The following is a 19050-nucleotide window of genomic DNA, read 5'->3' on the forward strand; positions in this document are numbered from 1 at the left end:
ACCGGGGCCTTTTTTCTCACGATTTCTTGGCCACCTGTACGAACGCCCGCAGTCGTCGGGGGCTGATCTCCAGCACCGCGGCGGGGTTCTTGCTGTCCCTGAGCGCGCCCAGGTGGCTCGCCACCTCGACGCAGTCGTTGGCGCTACCGCTCCTGCTCGACTTCCTCCACCGAACCTCCATGCGCACCCTCCAGGCCGTCGAGGTGCCGCGTGATCAGGGAGGCCGACTCCTCCCGGCTCAGCGCGGTCTCCAGCAACCTTGGCACCCAGCCGCGGTAGCGGGCCACCACGTCCTCCTCCTGGACGAACAGGCAGCTGACGTTGTTCTCGAAGTGGACGTAGGAGACCGCCGCGTCGTCGATCAGCAGCGAGAACTGCCCGTCGTGACCGGGGTGCCAGTCGGTGGCGCTCGGCATCACGCGCAGGTCGACGTGGGGTTCCGCCCCCATCCTGAGCAGGTGCGACAGTTGTTCCAGCATGACCTCCGGGTCGCCGAACCGCTGGCTCAGCACCCCTTCGCCGATGACGGCGGTGTAGCGGACCGGGTCGTCGCGCGTCAGCACCGCCCTCCTCCCCATCCGCAGCGCGACCCGCGCGTCGATCTCGTTCCGGGGCTTCCGGGCGCGCTCCATGATCGACCGCGTGTAGCCGGGGACCTGGAGCAGGCCGGGCACGAGCTGTGGCGACCAGTTGACGATCTCCGCCGCCATGGCCTCGATGTCGATCAGGCAGGCCAGTTGGATGCGCTCCTGCGGAACGTCGATGACGTGCAACGGCGAGCCGCTCGTGTCGGCGGCCAAGTCCAGGATTCCGTCCCGCTCCGGACCCGCCACCTCCAGGGCGTTCAGGATCAATTCCACTTCGTCCCGGGCGAGGAACCTGCTCCCCGTTTCGCTGCGCGAAAGCAACGAATCTGATACTCCTAGTTGTCGGGCGAGCTTGCGCTGGCTGAGCTTGCGACTTTCCCGGGCGTTTCTGATACGCGCACCAAGCGCGATGGCCCGGGAGGTGCTTCGATGCATAACCCAAGCTTAAGGTGGGACCACCGGTACTGGTGGTCGCCCGATGAGGGTGTTGACGAAAATTCCGGCTCCCTACATCCTGCTGCGCAAATCTATTCCGTTGCGGGGGGAAATGTTGGAGCAAGAGGAAAAGGTCCCGGCGCGCCTGAGCACGGCGCGGAGCAGGGAGTTGGGGGAGGAGCTGCGGAGGGTGCGGCACCGGTCGCGGATGTCCTCGGCGCAGGTCGCCGAGGCGCTGGGGTGGTCGCTGGGCAAGCTGTCGAAGCTGGAGACCGGCAGCCGGGGCACGAGCCCGTGGGAGATCGGCACGCTGCTGGGCCGCTGCGGTGCGGACAAGGCCACCCGGGATCGGGTGCTGGCCATCGCCGTCGAGGCGGACACGGGCAACTTCGTGCGCCGCAACACCCCGTCGGCCGACACGCTGCTGGCCCTGACGTTGCACGAGAACGCGGCGCGCACGGTGATGGCCTACGAGCCGCTGACCGTGCCGAGCCTGGCGCAGACGGAGGACTACGCGACCGCCCTGACTGGTGACCGGTCGGTCGCCCGCGCCCGCGCCGCCCGCCAGGACAACCTGCGCCGCCCGACCGGCCCGGAGACGGTGGTCTTCGTGCACGAGGCGGCGCTGCGGCTGGTCGTGGGCGGGACGAAGGTGATGCGCGACCAGATGCTCAGGCTGGCCCTGATGTGCGGCTGGTCGAACTTCAGCCTGCTGGTGGTCCCGATGGCGGCGAACTCGCACGGCGCGCTGAGGAACCCGGCGACCCTGCTCACGTTCACCCCGCCCACCAAACCGCTGGCCTACACCGAGACCGACAGCGCCACCGTCTTCCACGACGACCCGGCCGTCATCGCCGAGTACGAGGCGAAGATGCGGGCGCTGAGCCACCTCGTGCTGTCGGCGGAACAATCCAGGGAAGTCTTCGCCCACTGGGCCGACGCCTACGACAAAAGGGGCCGCTGATGTCATTCCGCCCGTTCCGCTGGCTGCCGCACAACGGCAAGCGCCACGCCGTGAAAGAGGACGCCGTGGCCTACGAGGAAACGACCACCCTGTGCGGCGAGGAAGTCACCATCCCGGCCGGCCGGCTCGGCAAGGCGGAATGGTCGTGGCCCACCTGCCGCGACTGCGACGCCGCGTGGCGGGCCGCGGAGGGAATCCTCCCGATCCCGCACCAGCTCAGCGCGGCCGACGTGTCCGCGCGAACCCCCGGAATTCCCGCGGTGACCCGGTGACGGTGCCCGTCCCGCCCACCCGTGCGACCTCCCGACCGCCGCCTCGCAGTTCCACCGCCTCGCGGTTCCGCCGACACCGGTCCGGGAACGGCTGAGGGGCGGCACCCGTGGATGCCGCCCCCCACCTCTCCTGCCCGGCCGCTCAGGACCGGTCGAACTCCTGGGCCGCCAGGGCGCGCACGATGCCCGCGCGCCCCTCCGACACCAACCGCCGCAGGGCCGGCGGACGCTCCTCGGCCAGCCACGCGTCAGCGGCCTTCACGGTCTCCTCCGCGATCGACCACGACGGGAACAGGCCCACCACCATCGACTGGGCGCGCTCGCTCGAACGGCGGTCCCAGACGTCGGCCACGTCGGCGAAGTAGCGCTCCACGAACGGCTGGAGCAGCGCCTTCTGGCCGGGGTGCTGGATGCCCGCGATGACGGCCTCCGACACCGCGTTGGGCAGCTCGTCGTCGTTGACCGCGCGGTCCCACGCCTCGGTCTTCGCCTCGACCGTGGGGCGAAGGGCGCGTGCCGACTCGGCACGCCGGCGACCGGTGGCGGTGGGGTCGCGCTCCTCCTCGGCGGCGATGTCCTCCAGCGAGGCGGCGCCGTGCGCGACCAGCGCCTGCAACAGCCGCCACCGCAGGTCGGTGTCGACGTCGAGGCCGGGCAGCGAGTCGGTGCCGTCGAGCCAGCTCCGCAGCACCGCGACGGTCGCGTCGTCGAGCACGGACCCGGCCAGGGCGTTCACGAACGCCAGCTGGTGGTCGGAGCCGGGCTCGGCGGCGCGGGCCAGTTCCAGCGTCTTCGCGGTGAACCGCGCCCAGCCCTCGTGGCGCCACGAGGCGTCGGCGTACGACGACAGCGCGGTCTGGGCCTGGAGCAGCAGCCGCTGCACGACGCCGACCTCGGTCTCCGCGTGCAGGCCGCCCAGCACCAGGTTCACGAAGTCGCGTGCCTTCAGCTCGGCCTCGCGGGTCATCTCCCACGCGGCCGACCAGCACAGCGTGCGCGGCAGCGGCTCGGCGATGTCGGCGATGTGGTCGATCAGCGACGCCAGCGAGTCGGGGTCGAGCCGCATCGTGCAGTACGTCAGGTCGTCGTCGTTGACCAGCACGATCTTGCCGCGGTGCACGCCGACCAGCTCGGGCACCTCGGTGCGCTCGCCCGACACGTCCAGCTCGACGCGGTGGGTGCGCACCAGCTTGCCGGACTCGTCGGCGTCGTACACGCCGACCGCCAGCCGGTGGGTGCGCAGCTCGCCCGCGCCCGGCCGGGCGCCGCCCTGGAGCACCGCGAACTCGGTGAACCGGCCCTCGGCGTCGACCGAGTACTTCGGCCGCAGCAGGTTCAGGCCGGTCGTCTCCAGCCACTGCGCGCTCCACCACGACAGGTCGCGGCCGGACGCCTCCTCCAGCGCGCCGAGCAGGTCGGCGAGCGTGGCGTTGCCCCAGGCGTGCTTGCCGAAGTACACCTTCAAGCCGGACAGGAAGTTCTCCAGCCCGACGTAGGCCACCAGCTGCTTGAGCACCGAGGCGCCCTTGGCGTAGGTGATGCCGTCGAAGTTGACCTCGACCGCCTGGAGGTCCGGGATGTCGGCGGCCACGGGGTGCGTGGACGGCAGCTGGTCCTGCCGGTAGGCCCACGACTTCTCGATCTTGGCGAACGTCGTCCACGCCTGCCGGTACTCGGTGGCCTCCGCCTGCGCCAGCACGGACGCCCACGTGGCGAACGACTCGTTCAGCCACAGGTCGTCCCACCAGCGCATGGTCACCAGGTCGCCGAACCACATGTGCGCCATCTCGTGCAGCACGGTCTCGGCGCGGCGCTCGTAGAGGTAGCGGGTGACGCGGCTCCGGAAGACGTAGTCCTCCAGGAACGTGACGCAGCCGGCGTTCTCCATCGCGCCCGCGTTGAACTCGGGCACGAAGCACTGGTCGTACTTGCCGAACGGGTACGGCACGCCGAACGCGCCGTGGTAGAAGCCGAAGCCCTGCTTGGTCTCGGTGAACAGGCGCTCGGCGTCCATGTGCGGGGCCAGCGACGCGCGGCAGTAGATGCCCAGCGGGATCGTGGTGCCCCCGTCGGTGAACTCGTCGCGCCACTCCGCGTACGGCCCCGCGACCAGTGCGACCAGGTACGTCGACATGGGCTTGGTGGTCTCGAAGGTGTGCACGTCCGCGCCGCCCGGACCGTCCTCAGTGGACATGATCGGGGCGTTGGACACCACCTTCCAGTGGTGCGGCGCAGTGACCTTCAGTGAGTAGACCGACTTCAGGTCGGGCTGGTCGAAGCACGCGAACATGCGCTTGGCGTCCGCGGTCTCGAACTGCGAGTACAGGTACACCTCGCCGTCGACCGGGTCGACGAACCGGTGCAGGCCCTCGCCGGTGTTCATGTACCGGCAGTCGGCCTCGACCGTCAGCTCGTTGACGTCGGCCAGGTCGGGCAGGTGCAGGCCGTCCTCCTCGCGGTAGGACGACACGTCGATCTCGCGGCCGTTGAGCACGGCGCGGTGCACGGTGGCGGCCACGACGTCGACCCACGATGACGCGCCCGGCGTCCGGCTGCGGAACGCCACCGTCGTCGTGGAGCGGAACGTGTCCGACCCGGGCTTTCCGCCGCCGTCGGTCAGGTCCAGCTCGATCCGGTAGGAGTCGACTTCCAGCAGCGCAGCCCGCTGCTGCGCCTGGTCGCGGGTGAGGTTGGGTGCCGCCATGGTCACCTCGTCTGCCGGCGCACGGGGCGCTGACCTCGTCGGAACGGGGAAGGGTGTCGTGCGGGTGAACACGACTCCCGCATCCAATCACGTGGGACGACCGGAAGTGGACTGGCGTCCGAGGGAAGACTGCGCGGGTCCGGTTGGTTGTGCAGGATCGGGGGACCGCACCGGCGGTCGGCCCGCCGCACGCACGGATGGAGAGCACCGCATGTCGACAGAGGGACGCACGAAGGTCGACTTCTACTTCGACCCGATCTGCCCGTTCGCGTGGATCTCGTCCCGATGGATCCTCGAAGTCGAGAAGCAGCGGGACATCGACCTCGACTTCCGGGTGATGAGCCTGTCGGTGCTCAACGAGGGCCGCGACCTGGACGACCACTACCGCGACATGATGGACCGGGGCTGGGGGCCGGTGCGCGTGGCCATCGCGGCGGCGAAGCTCAAGGGCGACGGCGTGCTGCGCGACCTGTACACCGCGCTCGGCACCCGCATCCACAACCAGGGCGACAAGGACTGGGACGCGGTCGTGGTGGAGGCGCTGGCCGAGGTGGGCCTGCCCGCCGAGCTGGCCGGGGCCGCGCACACCGACGAGCACGACGCGGACCTGCGCGCGTCCCACCACCGCGGCATGGACCCGGTGGGCACGGACGTCGGCACGCCCACGATCCACATCGACGGCGTGGCGTTCTTCGGGCCGGTGCTGAGCAGCATCCCGCGCGGCGAGGCCGCGCTGAAGGTCTTCGACGGCGCGGTGGCGCTGGCGAGCTACCCGGAGTTCTACGAGCTGAAGCGCACCCGGACCGGCAAGCTGAACTTCTCCTGAGCCGCGCGGCGTGACACTCTGAGGCTGTTTTCTTCGTGGAGTGTCACACCGTCGTCCGGGAGTCGCAGTGATCGAGGTCGTCAACCCGACCACCGAAGAAGTCGTCGGCACCGTCCGCGCGGGCACCGCCGGTGACGTCGACACCGCCGTGACCAGGGCGGTCGCCGCGTTCCCCGGGTGGGCGGCGACGTCCGTGGCCGACCGGCTCGCGGTCGTGCGGGCCGTGGCCGACGGACTGGCGGCGCGGGCCGACGAGCTGGCGTCCACGATGACGGCGGAGATGGGCACGCCCATCACCTTCGCCTCGAAGGTGCAGGTCCCTAATCCGATCGGCATCGTCCGCGGCATCGAGACGACACTTTCGAGTGGTTATTTCGACGGTGAGGAGATCGGCAACTCGCTCGTGCTGCGTGAGCCGGTCGGCGTCGTCGCGGCCATCACGCCGTGGAACTTCCCGTTGCAGCAGATGGTCGCCAAGGTCGTGCCCGCCCTCGCCGCGGGCAACACCGTGGTGCTCAAGCCGAGCGAGCTGGCGCCGTTCACCGCCGACCTGCTGAGCGAGGTGCTGCACGGCGCGGGCGTGCCCGAAGGCGTGTTCTCCCTCGTCCACGGCACGGGCCCGGTGGTCGGGGAGGCGCTCGCGGCGCACCCGATGGTGGACATGGTGTCGTTCACCGGGTCCACCCGCGCCGGACGCCGGGTGTCCGCGCTGGCCGCCGAGACGGTCAAGCGGGTCGCCCTCGAACTGGGCGGCAAGTCCGCGAACGTCGTGCTGGACGACGCCGACCTGACCCGCGCGGTGAAGATCGGCGTGGCCAACGCGTTCATGAACAACGGCCAGGCGTGCAGCGCGTGGACCAGGCTCCTCGTGCCCGCCGACCGGCACGACGAGGCCCTGGAGGTCGCCGCGGCCGCCGCCGCGAAGTACGAGCCGGGCGACCCCGCCCTCCCCGCCACCCGCCTGGGCCCGGCCGTCTCCGCCGCCCAGCGCGACCGCGTGGTCGCCCACATCCGCGCCGGCATCGCCGAGGGCGCGAAGCTCGCCCTGGGCGGCCCGGACCGCCCCACCGAACGCGGCCACCACGTCGCGCCCACCGTCTTCGGCCACGTGGCACCCGACATGTCGATCGCCCAGGAGGAGATCTTCGGCCCGGTCCTGTCGGTCATGCCCTACCGCGACGAGGACGACGCCGTCCGCATCGCCAACTCCACCATCTACGGCCTGGGCGGCGCGGTCTTCTCCGCGGACCCCGACCGCGCCCTCGCCGTCGCCCGCCGCCTCCGCACCGGCCAGGTCGACATCAACGGCGCGGCCTTCAACACCAGCGCCCCCTTCGGTGGTTACCGCCAGTCCGGCAACGGTCGCGAGTTCGGCCCCCACGGCCTGGCCGAGTTCACCGAGCTGAAGTCCGTCCAACGCTGACCCCACCCGCGAGTCGTCCCCCCAGCCCCCGCGAGTCGTACGTCCGGGCCGCGCGAGTCCAACGTCCAGCCCCCGCGAGTTCTACACTCGCGAGTAGGTAAGGCGGTCCTGAACGTAGAACTCGGGGGTCCCGGGCGTACGACTCGCGCGACCTGGACGTACGACTCGCGCGACCTGGATTTACGACTCGCGCGGGTCGGGGTTACGACTCGCGGGTCAGGTGGGGCGGAGGACGCCGTCGACCAGGCGGGGGACGGCGGTGCTCACGTCGACCTCGCAGGCCAGGGCCACGTCGGCGGCGTGCCCGGCGGCGATCAGCTCGCGCCCCGACACGCACCCCGCCACCGCGTCGACCACGGACGTCCGCCGGTACGCCTCGGCCGCCATCCCCGCCTCGACCGACGCGGAGCCGTGGTCGAGCAGCGCGGACACCACCGCCCCCGCGCCCAGCAGGTCCTCGACGGCCGGGCGGAGCGGCCCGAACGCCGCCGTCCGGGGGCTGGCGACGTCGATCCCCCAGCGCTCACCGGCCGGCACCACGCCGATCGGCCCGCCGTCCGCCGACGACAACGCCGCCGCCGCCACCGCACGCGCGTTGCGCAGGCACGCCGCCAGCACGATCGACCCGGTGTCCGCCGCCATCGCGCACAACGTGGCACCGTTGGGCGACGGCAGCTCCAGCTCCACCCCCGCCGGCACGCCCACCAGCGACGACGGCCGCAACGACCACGACGGGTCGACAGGCCGCGCGGCCCGTTCCCGGTCCACCCACCGCACCGGCCGCACCGAACCGCCCCGCGCCACCACCACGTCCGTCGCCGTGGTGAACGACAGCACGTCCACCACGACGAGCACCGCGCACCGCCCCCCGAGCGCGGCGACGCCCTCGCCACCCCACTCCAGCCGGAGCCGGCAACCCTCTTGACCGAACATTCGGTCGAGGATGGCAGACTCCCTGACGTGCGCGTTTATCTGGGATCGGACCACGCGGGCTTCGAGCTGAAGACCGCCCTCGCCAAGCACCTCAGCGACGCAGGCCACGACGTCGTGGACGTCGGCCCGGCGGTGTACGACGCGGAGGACGACTACCCGCCGTTCTGCATCGAGGCGGCCACCAGGGTCGTCGCCGACCCCGGCAGCCTGGGCATCGTGATCGGCGGTTCCGGCAACGGCGAGCAGATCGCCGCCAACAAGGTGCCCGGCGCCCGCGCCGCGCTCGCCTACAGCGTGGAGACCGCGAAGCTCGCCCGCGAGCACAACGACGCCCAGCTGATGGGCATCGGCGCGCGGATGCACACCACCGAGGAGGCGTTCGCGATCGTCGAGGCGTTCCTGGCCACCCCGTTCTCCGGGCAGGAGCGGCACGCCCGCCGCATCGGCATCCTCGCCGACTACGAGCGGACCGGCGAAGCCCCCGCCCTGCCCTGATGATCCGCGAGCTGCTGTTCCGCGACCTCGACGGCACCTACCTGACCGAGCCGCGGACCGTGATCGAGGCCGCGTTCGACGAACCCCGTTACCTCGAACGGGTGCCGGCCCTGCGCGCCGTCGTCACCGACGACTCGGCGCGGCGCCACCACCGCTACCTGGCGGTGGTGGCGCTCGCGTCGTGGGGCCACGACCCGGTCTACCCGGTGGTGGAGGGCATCGCCGAGGCCGGTCGGCGCTCGCCGTGGTTCAACACCCTGGTCGCCGAGGACCGCGACGGCACGTTCCCGGAGCTGGCGGGCGCGGTCGCCGAGGGTCGCCGGTTCACCTCGTCGGCCGCGCGGCTCGCCGCCGTGAACGCCCTGATCGGCCTCGGTGACGAGGTGTTCTTCGGCTGGCCGCTGCGGTACGCCGCCGACGAGCCGGGCACCGCCGACGCGCTCACCGCCGTGCTCGACCGAGGCCTCGACCGGACCGACGAACCGGACTTCGACCGGAACGCCCAGCTCGCCGCGCTGTGCTCGGTGCTGGCCGCGCACGCCCCCGAGCGCGCCGTCGAACCCGCCCGCCGCCTGCTGCGCCGCGACTCCCGGCAGCTCGTCCGCCTCTACCTGAACCCGGTGGTCCCGTTCCGTGCCTGAAGGCCACACCCTGCACCGCCTCGCCCGCCTGCACCAGCGCCGCTACGCCGGTTCGGTCGTGCGGGTGTCGAGCCCGCAGGGCAGGTTCGCCGCGTCCGCCGTCGACGGCAGGCTGTTCGAGCGCGCCGAGGCCCACGGCAAGCACCTGCTGCACGTGTACGGGCCGGACGCGACCGTGCACGTCCACCTCGGCCTGTACGGCGGGTTCACCGAGTCGCCGCACCCGGTCACCGAGCCCGTCGGCCAGGTGCGGATGCGGGTGGTCGGCCCCACGCACTGGACCGACCTGCGGGGGCCCACCCGGTGCGAGGTGCTGACCGACGACGAGGTCGCCGCCCTGCGCGCCCGCCTCGGCCCCGACCCGCTGCGCCGCGACGCGAAGCCCGACCTGGCGTGGGCGAAGGTCTCCAGGTCCCGCCAGTCGATCGCCGTGCTGCTGATGGACCAGTCCGTGCTCGCGGGCGTGGGCAACGTCTACCGCGCCGAGGTGCTGTTCCGGCACGGCCTGAACCCCTACGTCCCGGGCCGCGACCTGGACGAGGCGCTGTGGGACGACATGTGGCTCGACCTCGTCGTGCTCATGCGCGCCGGGGTGAAGGTCGGCCGGATCGACACCGTGCGGCCCGAGCACCTGCCCGAGGTCACCGGCCGCGCGCCGCGCGAGGACCGGCACGGCGGCGAGGTCTACGTGTACCGGCGCACCGGGCAGCCGTGCCTGCTGTGCTGCACGCCCGTGGCCGCCGCCGAACTCGCCGGCCGCAACCTCTACTGGTGCCCCCGCTGCCAGCCGGCGCGCTAACGGAATACCGTCCCCGCACGATCCTGTCACGCAGGAGATGGAGGGGGCGTGCGGTGACCGATCCCGTGTTCGGTGGCGACGAGGTGCGCACGGAGCAGGAGATCGCCCGCTGGGCGGCGGGCGTGACGGCCAAGGCCGAGAAGTACCAGGAGATGAGCAGGCAGGTCGCCGGGGTGAGCATCACCGAGGTGTCCCGCGACGGCCTGGTGCGGCTCACCGTGGACGCCACCGGGGCCATGCAGACCCTGGAGATCAGCGAACGGGCCTCCGGCGGCGCGCAGCTCGCCGCGACCATCCTGACGACCATGCGCCGTGCGCAATCCCGAATCGCCGGCGCGGTCTCCGACGTGGTGGGCGCGGTCGGCATCCGGGAACCGGGAACCGCCGACGCGCTGGTCTCGTCGTACCGCCGGCGCTTCCCCGAACCACCGTCGGACACCCCGCCCTGGGCGGACCAGGTCCGTCCGACCGCACCACCACCGCCGCCGCCCACGCGGCGACCCGTTCAGGACGACGACGACTGGGAAGGCCCCTCGGTCACCGAGTGAGGGGCATCGAGTGCTTGAGGGGCGGAACGTGAGCGGTTACGAGGTCCCGGTCGAGGAGCTGCGCGGGCACGCGGACCGGCTGCGCGGGGTGGAGGACCAGCTCAACCAGGCGCTGGACGCGGCCCGCCAGGTCAGCATGTCCGGTGAGGCGTACGGGAAAATCTGCACGATGTTCCCGCCGATCGTGTCGTTCGTCAGCGGCGCGGGCATCGAGTCGCTGAGCGAGTGCGTGACGTCCGTCGGCGACACCATCGCCTCCGTGCGCGGCGCGGCCGACGACTACGAGGACGTCGACCGGGGCAACGCCTCCGCGTTCGCGGGCGGTGCGGCGTGAACAACCCGTTGGTGGCGGAACGCCGCGACTCCACCACCGGTTACACCGGGATCGGCATCGCCGAGTCCGCCGCGGACCTCTACAACGGCGTGTCGTCCGGGTCCTGGGTCGAGGGCGGCCTCGGGTTCGCCGGCACCGGCCTGGAGATGCTCTCGCTCGCCCTCGACCCGCTGGGCACGCTGCTCCAGTACGCCGTGTCGTGGATCATCGAGCACGTCGGGCCGCTGCGCGACGCCCTGAACTGGCTGGCGGGCGACGCCGACCAGATCGCCGCGTACGCCGCGACGTGGCAGAACGTGTCGCAGTCCGTCGGCCGGGCGCACGAGGCGCTGACCTCCGAGGTCGGCCGCGGCACGGCCGGCTGGACGGGCGCCGCGGCCGACGCGTACCGCCGGTCGGTCGCCGAGCAGGCCGAGCACATCACCGCGGCGGCCGGGTGCTCCGCCACCGTCGGCACGGTCGTGCAGGTCGTCGGCGTGCTGGTCGGGACGGTGCGCGGCATCGTGCGCGACCTCGTCGCCGAGTGCGTGGCCACGCTCGTCGCCCGCATCCCGCAGTGGCTGGCGGAGGAGGCCGTGACGCTCGGCTTCGCCACGCCGCACGTGGTCGCCTCCGCCGTGGCGATCATCGCCAAGTGGGTCAACCGGATCTCCGACGTGATCACGAAGCTGGTCCGGTCGGTCGGCAGGCTCCGGCCGCTGATGAACCGGCTCGGGGAGATCTGGGAGGCGATCAAGAGGGGCCTCCGGGCGCTGAAGCGGGCGGACGCGCCCGGTGCGCCGCGCACGCCCGACCCCGTGACGCTGCCCGGTTCGCCGGACGTGAAGCCGCGGGGCGGGACCACGCCGTCCGGGACGACCGCGCCGTCGGGCACGTCGGGCACGTCGGGACCGACCGTGTCCGCGCCGCCGACGACGCACACCCCGCCCGCGCACACCCCGCCCGCCGGCACGACCACGCCGTCCGGCGCCCCCGTGTCCGCGCCGCCCGTGACGCACGCACCGTCCGGCGGCACGACCCCGTCCGGGACCACCTCGCCGTCGAGCGCGCCGGTGACCGCGCCCCCGGTGGCGCACGGACCGTCCGGCGGCACGACCACGCCGTCCTCCACGACCGCGCCGCCCGTGACCCCGGTGTCGGGTGGTGGCGGCGGCGGGTCCGGGCCGAAGATCATCCGGCGCGACGACCACTTCCCGAACACCGTCAACAGCGGCGGCATCCGCAAGTCGCACCTCGACGCCGACGGCAACCTGGTGCCCGCCAACCCGCACGGCAAGACCGAGCCGTGGCAGCACGTGCTGGGCGGCAAGGACAAGGCGGCCAAGGCCGACAGCCCGTACACCTCGTTCAGCGTCGAGGGCGCGGACGCCAAGCTGTACGGCAACAAGGAGGTCCGCCTCGACCACGAGCGGCTCCAGGCCGACATCGACGCGGGCAAGGTCACCGACGTGGAGATCCTGCCGCCGGCCAAGGTGGAGGCGTCGCTCCAGGGCGAGGTGGACCGGCTCGCCGGGCGCGACGTCGACGTGACCCTGCCGCACGACGCCACCCCCGACCAGGTGCGGAGGTTCGCCGAGGACCTGGGGCTGTCCAAGGGGAAGACCGAGTCGATCATCAGCCGCCTCCAGGGCCTGCTCAACACCCGTCGCGACGGCGAGTGGCTGATCAAGGGCACGGTCCCGGCCGAGTACATCCAGGGGCCATACGATGTCTGAGGTGGACAGCCGGGTCAGGGAACTGCTCTACACCGACTTCGACGGTCACCCGGTGGGCGACCCGGACGAGGTGATCAACGCCGCGTTCGACGACGACCGGTACACAGCGCGGATCGAACCGCTGCGCCAGGTCCTGGCCACCGGCGCGCCCTACGAGCGGTTCCTGGCGTGCTGCGCGCTGGCCACGTGGGGCGAGTTCGACGGCTACCGGGCCGTGGTGGACGCGGCGGCCGACCCGGACGCCGCGCCGTGGCGCGGCGAGCTGGTCGACCGGCGCTACTCGGTGGACGAGACGTTCGCGCACCTGGCCCGCGCGGTCGGGCTGGGCGAGGACTTCGCCGACCCCAAGGGCACCGAGGACGAACGGGTGGGCGCGCTGCGGGCGCTCGTGCGGATCGCCGACACCGAGTACTTCGACTGGCAGCTGGCGTTCGCCCTGGACAAGCGCGCGCTGCCGCGCGTCGTGGACGACGTGGCGGCCGTGGTGCGGCGCGGGACCGACCGGCTGGCGTCGGGCGAGCGGCCGTCGTTCGACCTGGGCGTGCAGCTCGCGGACCTGGCGGCGGCCGTGGCGCAGGTCGACGAACGCCTCGCCGTCGGCCTGGGCGGCGACCTCGTGCGCGTGGACAGCTCGCCGAAGGTGCTCGTGCACCTGGCGGCCGTCGTGTCGCGCGGCACCGGGGCCCCGAGCCTCAAGTTCGCCGACTACCTCGCGTCGGTCGGCGACGGCTCGGTGCGCAAGGCGCTGGCCGACGCCCTGACCCGCCGCGACGGGTAGGGCGCCGGCCGGAGCGCGCTAGAAGTCGAACCCGCCGAAGTCGCCGCCGAAGTCGCTGCCGCCGTAGTCGCCGCCGAAGTCGCCGCCCGTGTCACCACCGTCACCGCCGTCGGCCGCCTGACCGTCGGCGAACCCGTCCGCGTAGGCGACGCCCGCCATGCCCGAGAACATCGCGCTGAACAGCAGCATCGAGCCCACGCCCCAGGCGCCCGCGACCAGCGCCGGCTTCCACCACGGCTCCGAGTACCAGCCCTGCGGCACCGGCCGACCGGCCACCATGCCGCCGGGGTAGTAGTGCGGCGTGCGCGAACCGGGCTGCGGCGAGGCCACGTAGCGGTGGCCCTCCACCTCGACGTCGCGGTTCTCCGACACCTTGCCCGCGCGGCCCTGACCGGTGAGGTCGGGCAGCTCGGGACCCGGGTCGATGCCCATCGCGGTGCGCGCGGCCCGCACGTAGTACAGGCCCTCCATCGCGGTCTGCGTCACCAGCCGGCACTGCTCCACCGTGCGTGCCTGCTCCATCTGCGACCCGGCCGCGGTGAACCGCTCCGAGGCGTCCGCCATCGCCTGCTGCGAGGCCACGTCCGTGCCGGTCAGGTTCATCACCTGGCCGCCGAGCCGCTCCACCCAGCGCCGTGCGTCGGCCTGCGCGTCCTCCAACTCCCGCTGCCGCCTCGCGGCGGCCGTCTTCGCGTAGTACCAGCCGGCGCCCACGACGAGAACCAGCAGCACGAGCAGCACGATCCCGGTGCCCATCAACCCTCCCGGTGCCTGTGCCACGACAACGCACGGTGACCGGTGTGGGTTCCCGAAGGGCCTAGAAGACCTCGGGGCAGTGCGGCTCGTGATCACCCAGGAAGGCGTGCGAGAGGGCGGTCACGGCACCCGGCGCGACCTCGTGCACCTGCTGGGCGCGGGCGAGCGTGGCCAGCCTCGTGCCGCCCAGGTACGCCGCGCCCAACGCCCGCGCGGTCAACCGCACGTCCGGATCGTCCGTCACCCGTTCGAGAGTGGCCTTCCCGCTCTTCACGGTGAACCTGACGCGACCCGCGTTCCACGGGCAGAAGTCGTCCTCGACCTCCAGCACCACGTCGACGTCGGAGGAGTAGCGGCGGGCGGCGAGCGCGCGGTCCACGTCCACCAGGCGCACCCACAACGAGTCCGACCGGCCGCGCAGCGCCAGCCGGGGATCGACCAGCAGGTGCGTGACCGGGTCGTCGGAGGCGGTGTAGAACTTCAGCTCGCCCACCATGTCGAGGTCCAGCAGGTAGCGGTACAGGGAGGCGTACGCCTCGGTGGTGCGGGCGGCGATCTCGCGCACGTGCACCTCGTTGCGCGGGCCGCGCTCCTGCCAGTCGCCCCTCACCCGGTACACCGCGTACCCGTCGGGGTGCAGCACGTACCGGTAGGCGGTGAGGCCGCCGCGGTCGCGCTCCTCGTCGGCCAGTTGGTGCTCCCAGTTGGCGTCCACGCGGCTCAACCAGCCCGTGCGGCCGGGGCGCAGCTCCTCGTAGAGGGCCTTGAGCACCGGCATCGCCTCGTCGCGCTCCACCTCGCGCACCCTGGCGTCCCCGGTGCGGACGTCCGCGCGGAACGCCGCGCCGCGCGGCACCGACAGCCGCGTGAACTCCGCCGCGAGCCCGTAGCCGAACCGGCCGTAGATGCCCGCCTCCGACGCCCACAGCGCCGCGACCGCCTCACGGCCCTCCTCGTGCAGGCCGTGCAGCTGGGCCGTCATGACCCGGGTGAGGACCCCGCGCCTGCGGTGCCCCGGCTTCACGGCCACCGCCGTCACCGCCGCCACCGGAACCGGCCCCGCACCCGGCACCGTGACCTCGCGGGTCTGGATGCCACCGCCGCCGACCAGTTCGTCCCCGTCGAACACCGCGTGGTGGCGCTCGGGTTCGAAGAGGTGGCGCCACCGCTCCGCGTCGACGGTGTCGGACTGGAACGCCGAGTCGATCATGCGTTGGAAGCGCGGCAGGTCGGCCGCGGTCAGGGTGCGAACGGTGAGCGCCATGACCACGTTCATACGCCGGTCGTCGCCGCCGCGCGAACCGATTGAGGGTCGCGGTGGGTGGTCGTGGTCGGCGATGCTGCACCCGTGGACCGGCAGGAGTTGAACCCGCACGCGTTGGCCCTCGCGCTCCGCGCCGAGGCGACGGCCCTGGCCGACGCGGTCGACCCGACCCGCCTGGGGAACCCGGTGCCCGCGTGCCCCGGGATGACCGTGCGGGACCTCGTCGAGCACGTGACGACGGTCCACCGGCACGTGACGCGCTGGGTGACCGACGGCGCGCGCCCGTCCACCGAGCCGGCGCCGGACGGCCCCGACCCGGCCGACATCGACTCCGCCGACACCGCCCCGGCCGCCGACCCGGTGGACCGCTACCGGATCGGCGCGGCGTCGCTGCTGATGGTCCTCGACCCGGCACGTGCCACGGCGACCGCGCCCACGTGGTGCCCGTGGGACCGGACCCTCGGCTTCTGGTTGCGCCGCATGGCCCACGAGACGGCCGTGCACCGGGTGGACGTGCAAGCCGCCAACGGCCGGGGGGGCACCCCTGGAACCGGCGTTGGCCGCGGACGGCGTCGACGAGGTGCTGAGGCTGTGGCTCGGCTGCCACCAGCCACCCCGCGCGCACACGTCCGGCCGAGCCGTGGCGCTCCGCGTCCCCGGCCGCGAGTGGACCGTCGCCCTGCACCCCGGGATCGTCGACTTCTGCCCCGACGCCACCCCGGACGCCGTGGTGAGCGGCTCGGCGTCCGACGTCGACCTGTGGCTGTGGGGACGCGGGGACGAGTCGGCGCTGTCGGTCGAGGGCGACGTGGCGGCGGTGCGCGCGCTGCGCGAGGCGGTGGCCGGCGTGACGGTGTAACCCGGTCGGCCCCGTTCCGGCGCGGTTCACCGCAAACTGCGGTGAACGGGCCCCTCGGGGAGGACACTGTCCGGGTGCGCAACCTGTCGCTGGTCCTGAGATGCCTGGTGACCGTCGCCGTCGGCGTGCTCATGGTGTTCCTGGCGGTCAGGTTCGGCGAAGCCCTGTGGCGAGCGGTCACCGCCTACGGCAGGTGACGGCCCCGGCACGTGACCGGCGAGTCATGTGGTGACGAAGCAGAACTCGTTCCCCTCGGGGTCGGTCAACACCTGGAAGCTGCCGGCCTCGTCGGTCTGCACATCCCCCTGGCGGGTCGCCCCCAGTTCCACGGCACGACGCGTGGCCTCGCCGATGTCGTCGACCGCGATGTCGAGGTGGAGCCGGTTCTTGACGGCCTTGTCCTCGGGCACGGGCTGGAAGGCGATGCGCGGCCAACCGGGCGGCACGACGTGCGACCACCCGGAGGACCGGTCGACGGCGTCACCCCCGAGCAACGCCGCCCAGAACCGCACGAGCGCCCGGGGATGCCGACAATCCACGACGAGCTGATCGAGTCGCATGGCTCCATCATGTGCGACCCGGAGGCCGTCCGGCACGTCGACGAACGCTCTCCCGATCACCTGCCGCCAGTCGGCGGCACGAGCACCGGGACAGTCCGATGTGGACTCACGGCGCACCGCGCCGCCGTGACCGCCTCCGACCTCGTCCCCGTGGCGGAAGGGAGAGCCGACGAGTTCCTGTCGGCGGAGGGGCGGGTGCGGCCGCGTCCCCCGGCCCGTCGGCGGGCCGGCGCGCGAGGGGCACGGAAGATCGCCCGAAAGCACAAGATCGTCCACGTGGGACGGTCCGCAAGAGGCCTACCAGGAGTTTTGAGGAAGAGCGAGTGACGGGAATCGAACCCGCATGACCAGCTTGGAAGGTCTGGCAGCGATCAAGCTCCTGACCAGCTAACCCTCTGACCAGCACTGATGCTGCCATCCTGACCGTCCGTACCCCTGATTGACCGCTGTTGACCCTGAGATGGGGCACGCGAGGGGCACGGGCGGCGATGGCATGTCGCAGCCTCCACCGGGCACCACCCCGACACTCGGCCACCGTGCTGGCCGCCTCGGGGTGGTGCCCGTTTGCGTGCCTGCGCCTGGGCCTTCATCGCCGAGTCGCCTACCTCGATGGCAAGGCGGCGCAGCCGTCGCGGCAGTCGATCGCCGTGCCCAGCCCGATCAAGCCGCATGACCACGCGATCGTCCCGACTGTCGAGCTGGCAAATCTGCGGTGACCTGACCGCCCCAGCTGTAGCGCGCCGCCACCCGGCCACGTGCACCGACTCCGCGCGCGGCCGACGGGCGGAGCGAAGCGGAAGCCCGGCGTGCCGTGATGTGGGAGTCGGTGCCAACGTGAGCAGGTCTCAGCCGCGCGCTGCCGCAGGCGGCGCGCCTTGATCCCGTAGAGCTAAATTCGGCAACGTTCGTTGCACCAGGCGCTTCACACGTGAAATATTGCATGTCGTTGCGTCGTGAGAGGTAGATTATGAGAATTGATCAGAACAGCGGCCCTGGTCAACCTGAATTTGGTGACGCCAGGGACGGGCTCGTGACGCTGGCAATAGCGGCCGGCCTCGATTATGTCGCCAAAAAAGATGGCGGCACGACATCCTTAACTTTGTCGATCCCGAATGGAAGAAATACGCGCGCTCTTCATGTCAATCCAGCTATTGCTCGCGTGCTCATCAGAGATGGCATCGGCGACGTGGTATTTCTGGGCGAGTATCAAGCAATATTCGACCGATCAACAGGGGTGATCGAAGCTTTTGTGCGGTCGGTGGGCAGATTCGGGTCTATTCCTCGGGAGTTGCGCCACCTTCCAGGCGTCCAGGCGGTGAAGAAAGATGACAGCTCTCAGTCAGAGGAAGCGCACGAGTTCGAGGATGTTGATGAATCTGCACTCGCCGATGTCGATGAAGACGTTCTGTACAATTACTGGAAGTTAGAAGTATCTTCTGCGGCAACTCCCTTGGCGATCGAATTTTCTCCTGCGACGGAACGTCTCGCAGCTCTCGCGAGGCGGCCATACCGGGAACCTAACCCACTGGTCAGTATGGAGATTAGAGGTGTGACAATTGATCGTCACGACGACCTCCTCGATTTGCTTGAGCGCTACGCAAGCGCATTATTCTTCGAGATCGATATTCGGTTCGGTGTCGCTATTATTCTCCAGCGAGAATCTCGTTCGCCCATCGGCGGGGGAGGCTACCTCCGCCGGAACGATGAAAGCGCCCCTTTGGCGATGCCGAAAAATCGCTATGCAAAGCCAGCTACGGACCTCTACTTCTATGCGCGCTCCGCTACCGGGATGCCGCTACTGCAATATCTCGCCTATTATCAGGCGATCGAGTTTTTCTTCCCCTCGTTCTGGAATGCTGAAGTTCTTCGGAGACTACGGCAGGAACTCAGAGATGTTCGGTTCAACGTAGATGACGACGGTGAATTGCAGCGGTTGGTCAACATCGCTAAAAACTCCGGACGCGGCGGAACGACGGAACGTCAACAACTGCAAGCTACAATCTCTACGTGCGTAGATGACGCAAGTGTCACGGATTTTCTGAAGAAGAATATGTTTGCAGGGAAATTGCTTAGGGTAAAAAAGATAATCGAAGATGTTCCTGACATCAACGAGCGGGCTAGTGGTTCGTTGATTGATCAGATATCGGATAGGGTGTA

22 protein-coding genes and 1 pseudogene are annotated in these 19050 nt (G+C 71.1%); 16 read left to right on the forward strand and 7 right to left on the reverse strand.

The features are described from left to right. Window positions 1-16: 16 nt before the first annotated feature. Together CKY47_RS26990 and CKY47_RS26995 are read right to left on the reverse strand one after the other, a co-directional pair. Window positions 17-124, reverse strand: a complete 108-nt coding sequence (locus CKY47_RS26990; protein ID WP_371320736.1) for a DUF397 domain-containing protein — start codon at window positions 122-124, stop codon at window positions 17-19. 19 nt (window positions 125-143) lie between these two features. Then, on the reverse strand, window positions 144-1022 hold the full coding sequence (locus CKY47_RS26995) for a helix-turn-helix domain-containing protein (protein WP_306749055.1): 879 nt from the start codon (window positions 1020-1022) through the stop codon (window positions 144-146). A gap of 115 nt (window positions 1023-1137) precedes the next feature. On the opposite strand from CKY47_RS26995, the gene CKY47_RS27000 reads away from it, so the two are divergent. Together CKY47_RS27000 and CKY47_RS27005 are read left to right on the forward strand one after the other, a co-directional pair. Beyond that, window positions 1138-1986, forward strand: a complete 849-nt coding sequence (locus CKY47_RS27000) for a helix-turn-helix domain-containing protein (protein WP_306749056.1) — start codon at window positions 1138-1140, stop codon at window positions 1984-1986. Beyond that, on the forward strand, window positions 1986-2258 hold the full coding sequence (locus CKY47_RS27005; RefSeq protein ID WP_306749057.1) for an HC3 family zinc finger protein: 273 nt from the start codon (window positions 1986-1988) through the stop codon (window positions 2256-2258). The genes CKY47_RS27000 and CKY47_RS27005 overlap by 1 nt, the downstream gene beginning before the upstream one ends. A gap of 142 nt (window positions 2259-2400) precedes the next feature. Here the strand turns inward: CKY47_RS27005 and pepN are convergent, their stop codons facing one another. After that, window positions 2401-4962 carry an aminopeptidase N gene (pepN, locus tag CKY47_RS27010; protein ID WP_306749058.1) on the reverse strand — a complete coding sequence of 854 codons (2562 nt, stop codon included), beginning with the start codon at window positions 4960-4962 and terminating at the stop codon, window positions 2401-2403. A 211-nt stretch (window positions 4963-5173) separates the two neighbouring features. Here pepN and CKY47_RS27015 point away from each other — a divergent pair, with 211 nt between their 5' ends. Next, window positions 5174-5788, forward strand: a complete 615-nt coding sequence (locus tag CKY47_RS27015) for a DsbA family oxidoreductase (RefSeq protein ID WP_306749061.1) — start codon at window positions 5174-5176, stop codon at window positions 5786-5788. Between the two features lie 67 nt (window positions 5789-5855). After that, window positions 5856-7211 carry an aldehyde dehydrogenase family protein gene (locus tag CKY47_RS27020; RefSeq protein WP_306749063.1) on the forward strand — a complete coding sequence of 452 codons (1356 nt, stop codon included), beginning with the start codon at window positions 5856-5858 and terminating at the stop codon, window positions 7209-7211. 216 nt (window positions 7212-7427) lie between these two features. Here CKY47_RS27020 and CKY47_RS27025 read toward each other — a convergent pair whose 3' ends face one another. Then, window positions 7428-8144, reverse strand: a complete 717-nt coding sequence (locus CKY47_RS27025) for a 2-phosphosulfolactate phosphatase (protein WP_306749065.1) — start codon at window positions 8142-8144, stop codon at window positions 7428-7430. Between the two features lie 27 nt (window positions 8145-8171). Here CKY47_RS27025 and CKY47_RS27030 point away from each other — a divergent pair, with 27 nt between their 5' ends. Genes CKY47_RS27030 through CKY47_RS27060 form a run of 7 tightly spaced genes read left to right on the forward strand, consistent with a single transcriptional unit; the run spans window position 8172 to window position 13454 of the window. Beyond that, window positions 8172-8639, forward strand: a complete 468-nt coding sequence (locus CKY47_RS27030; RefSeq protein WP_306749067.1) for a ribose-5-phosphate isomerase — start codon at window positions 8172-8174, stop codon at window positions 8637-8639. Next, window positions 8639-9280: a hypothetical protein gene (locus CKY47_RS27035; RefSeq protein WP_306749069.1), complete on the forward strand. Its 642-nt coding sequence runs from the start codon at window positions 8639-8641 to the stop codon at window positions 9278-9280. Before CKY47_RS27030 ends, CKY47_RS27035 begins: the two co-directional genes overlap by 1 nt. Next, window positions 9273-10079, forward strand: a complete 807-nt coding sequence (locus CKY47_RS27040) for an Fpg/Nei family DNA glycosylase (protein ID WP_306749071.1) — start codon at window positions 9273-9275, stop codon at window positions 10077-10079. The genes CKY47_RS27035 and CKY47_RS27040 overlap by 8 nt, the downstream gene beginning before the upstream one ends. Window positions 10080-10132: 53 nt before the next feature. Continuing rightward, the gene (locus CKY47_RS27045; RefSeq protein WP_306749073.1) at window positions 10133-10627 is read left to right on the forward strand and encodes a YbaB/EbfC family nucleoid-associated protein; all 495 of its coding nucleotides are present in this window, start codon (window positions 10133-10135) and stop codon (window positions 10625-10627) included. Window positions 10628-10655: 28 nt separating this feature from the next. Continuing rightward, entirely contained in the window at window positions 10656-10961 is a 306-nt protein-coding gene (locus tag CKY47_RS27050; protein ID WP_306749074.1) for a type VII secretion target, read from the forward strand. Beyond that, a complete protein-coding gene (locus CKY47_RS27055; RefSeq protein ID WP_306749077.1) occupies window positions 10958-12676 on the forward strand; it encodes a WXG100 family type VII secretion target in 1719 nt (572 codons plus the stop codon). The genes CKY47_RS27050 and CKY47_RS27055 overlap by 4 nt, the downstream gene beginning before the upstream one ends. 1 nt (window position 12677) lies before the next feature. Further along, window positions 12678-13454, forward strand: coding sequence for a hypothetical protein (locus CKY47_RS27060; RefSeq protein WP_306749079.1), 777 nt, complete (start codon window positions 12678-12680; stop codon window positions 13452-13454). Between the two features lie 18 nt (window positions 13455-13472). On the opposite strand, the gene CKY47_RS27065 is transcribed toward CKY47_RS27060, so the two are convergent. Together CKY47_RS27065 and CKY47_RS27070 are read right to left on the reverse strand one after the other, a co-directional pair. Then, window positions 13473-14210 (reverse strand): hypothetical protein, encoded by a 738-nt coding sequence (locus tag CKY47_RS27065; protein ID WP_306749082.1) that lies wholly within the window; start codon window positions 14208-14210, stop codon window positions 13473-13475. Between the two features lie 61 nt (window positions 14211-14271). Then, the gene (locus tag CKY47_RS27070) at window positions 14272-15474 is read right to left on the reverse strand and encodes a GNAT family N-acetyltransferase (protein WP_306749084.1); all 1203 of its coding nucleotides are present in this window, start codon (window positions 15472-15474) and stop codon (window positions 14272-14274) included. Window positions 15475-15558: 84 nt separating this feature from the next. On the opposite strand from CKY47_RS27070, the pseudogene CKY47_RS36990 reads away from it, so the two are divergent. The 3 genes and pseudogenes from CKY47_RS36990 to CKY47_RS27080 all read left to right on the forward strand — a co-directional run. Next, window positions 15559-15981, forward strand: a pseudogene (locus tag CKY47_RS36990) (maleylpyruvate isomerase N-terminal domain-containing protein); the annotation flags it as partial. Between the two features lie 49 nt (window positions 15982-16030). Beyond that, window positions 16031-16333 carry a hypothetical protein gene (locus CKY47_RS27075; RefSeq protein WP_306749085.1) on the forward strand — a complete coding sequence of 101 codons (303 nt, stop codon included), beginning with the start codon at window positions 16031-16033 and terminating at the stop codon, window positions 16331-16333. Between the two features lie 74 nt (window positions 16334-16407). Next, window positions 16408-16530: a hypothetical protein gene (locus CKY47_RS27080; protein ID WP_306749088.1), complete on the forward strand. Its 123-nt coding sequence runs from the start codon at window positions 16408-16410 to the stop codon at window positions 16528-16530. Window positions 16531-16554: 24 nt separating this feature from the next. On the opposite strand, the gene CKY47_RS27085 is transcribed toward CKY47_RS27080, so the two are convergent. Next, window positions 16555-16893, reverse strand: coding sequence for a VOC family protein (locus CKY47_RS27085; RefSeq protein ID WP_306749090.1), 339 nt, complete (start codon window positions 16891-16893; stop codon window positions 16555-16557). 536 nt (window positions 16894-17429) lie between these two features. Between CKY47_RS27085 and CKY47_RS27090 the strand changes: the two genes are divergently transcribed. Together CKY47_RS27090 and CKY47_RS27095 are read left to right on the forward strand one after the other, a co-directional pair. Beyond that, complete coding sequence (locus CKY47_RS27090; RefSeq protein WP_306749091.1) at window positions 17430-17609, forward strand: hypothetical protein; 180 nt, start codon at window positions 17430-17432, stop codon at window positions 17607-17609. Between the two features lie 251 nt (window positions 17610-17860). Continuing rightward, window positions 17861-19050: hypothetical protein (locus tag CKY47_RS27095; protein WP_306749092.1), on the forward strand; the 1190-nt coding region annotated here is incomplete at its 3' end.

The sequence above is a fragment of the Saccharothrix longispora genome (assembly GCF_030852425.1).
GTDB classification, from domain to species: Bacteria; Actinomycetota; Actinomycetes; order Mycobacteriales; family Pseudonocardiaceae; genus Actinosynnema; species Actinosynnema longispora.

What these genes read in the sequence shown, in the direction of transcription:
- CKY47_RS26995 (WP_306749055.1), bottom strand. Translation starts at nt 1,022, where the DNA reads ATGCATCGAAGCACCTCCCGGGCCATCGCGCTTGGTGCGCGTATCAGA.
- CKY47_RS27085 (WP_306749090.1), bottom strand. Translation starts at nt 16,893, where the DNA reads ATGCGACTCGATCAGCTCGTCGTGGATTGTCGGCATCCCCGGGCGCTC.
- CKY47_RS27015 (WP_306749061.1), top strand. Translation starts at nt 5,174, where the DNA reads ATGTCGACAGAGGGACGCACGAAGGTCGACTTCTACTTCGACCCGATC.
- CKY47_RS27065 (WP_306749082.1), bottom strand. Translation starts at nt 14,210, where the DNA reads ATGGGCACCGGGATCGTGCTGCTCGTGCTGCTGGTTCTCGTCGTGGGC.
- CKY47_RS27035 (WP_306749069.1), top strand. Translation starts at nt 8,639, where the DNA reads ATGATCCGCGAGCTGCTGTTCCGCGACCTCGACGGCACCTACCTGACC.
- CKY47_RS27005 (WP_306749057.1), top strand. Translation starts at nt 1,986, where the DNA reads ATGTCATTCCGCCCGTTCCGCTGGCTGCCGCACAACGGCAAGCGCCAC.
- CKY47_RS27070 (WP_306749084.1), bottom strand. Translation starts at nt 15,474, where the DNA reads ATGGCGCTCACCGTTCGCACCCTGACCGCGGCCGACCTGCCGCGCTTC.
- CKY47_RS27025 (WP_306749065.1), bottom strand. Translation starts at nt 8,144, where the DNA reads ATGTTCGGTCAAGAGGGTTGCCGGCTCCGGCTGGAGTGGGGTGGCGAG.
- pepN (WP_306749058.1), bottom strand. Translation starts at nt 4,962, where the DNA reads ATGGCGGCACCCAACCTCACCCGCGACCAGGCGCAGCAGCGGGCTGCG.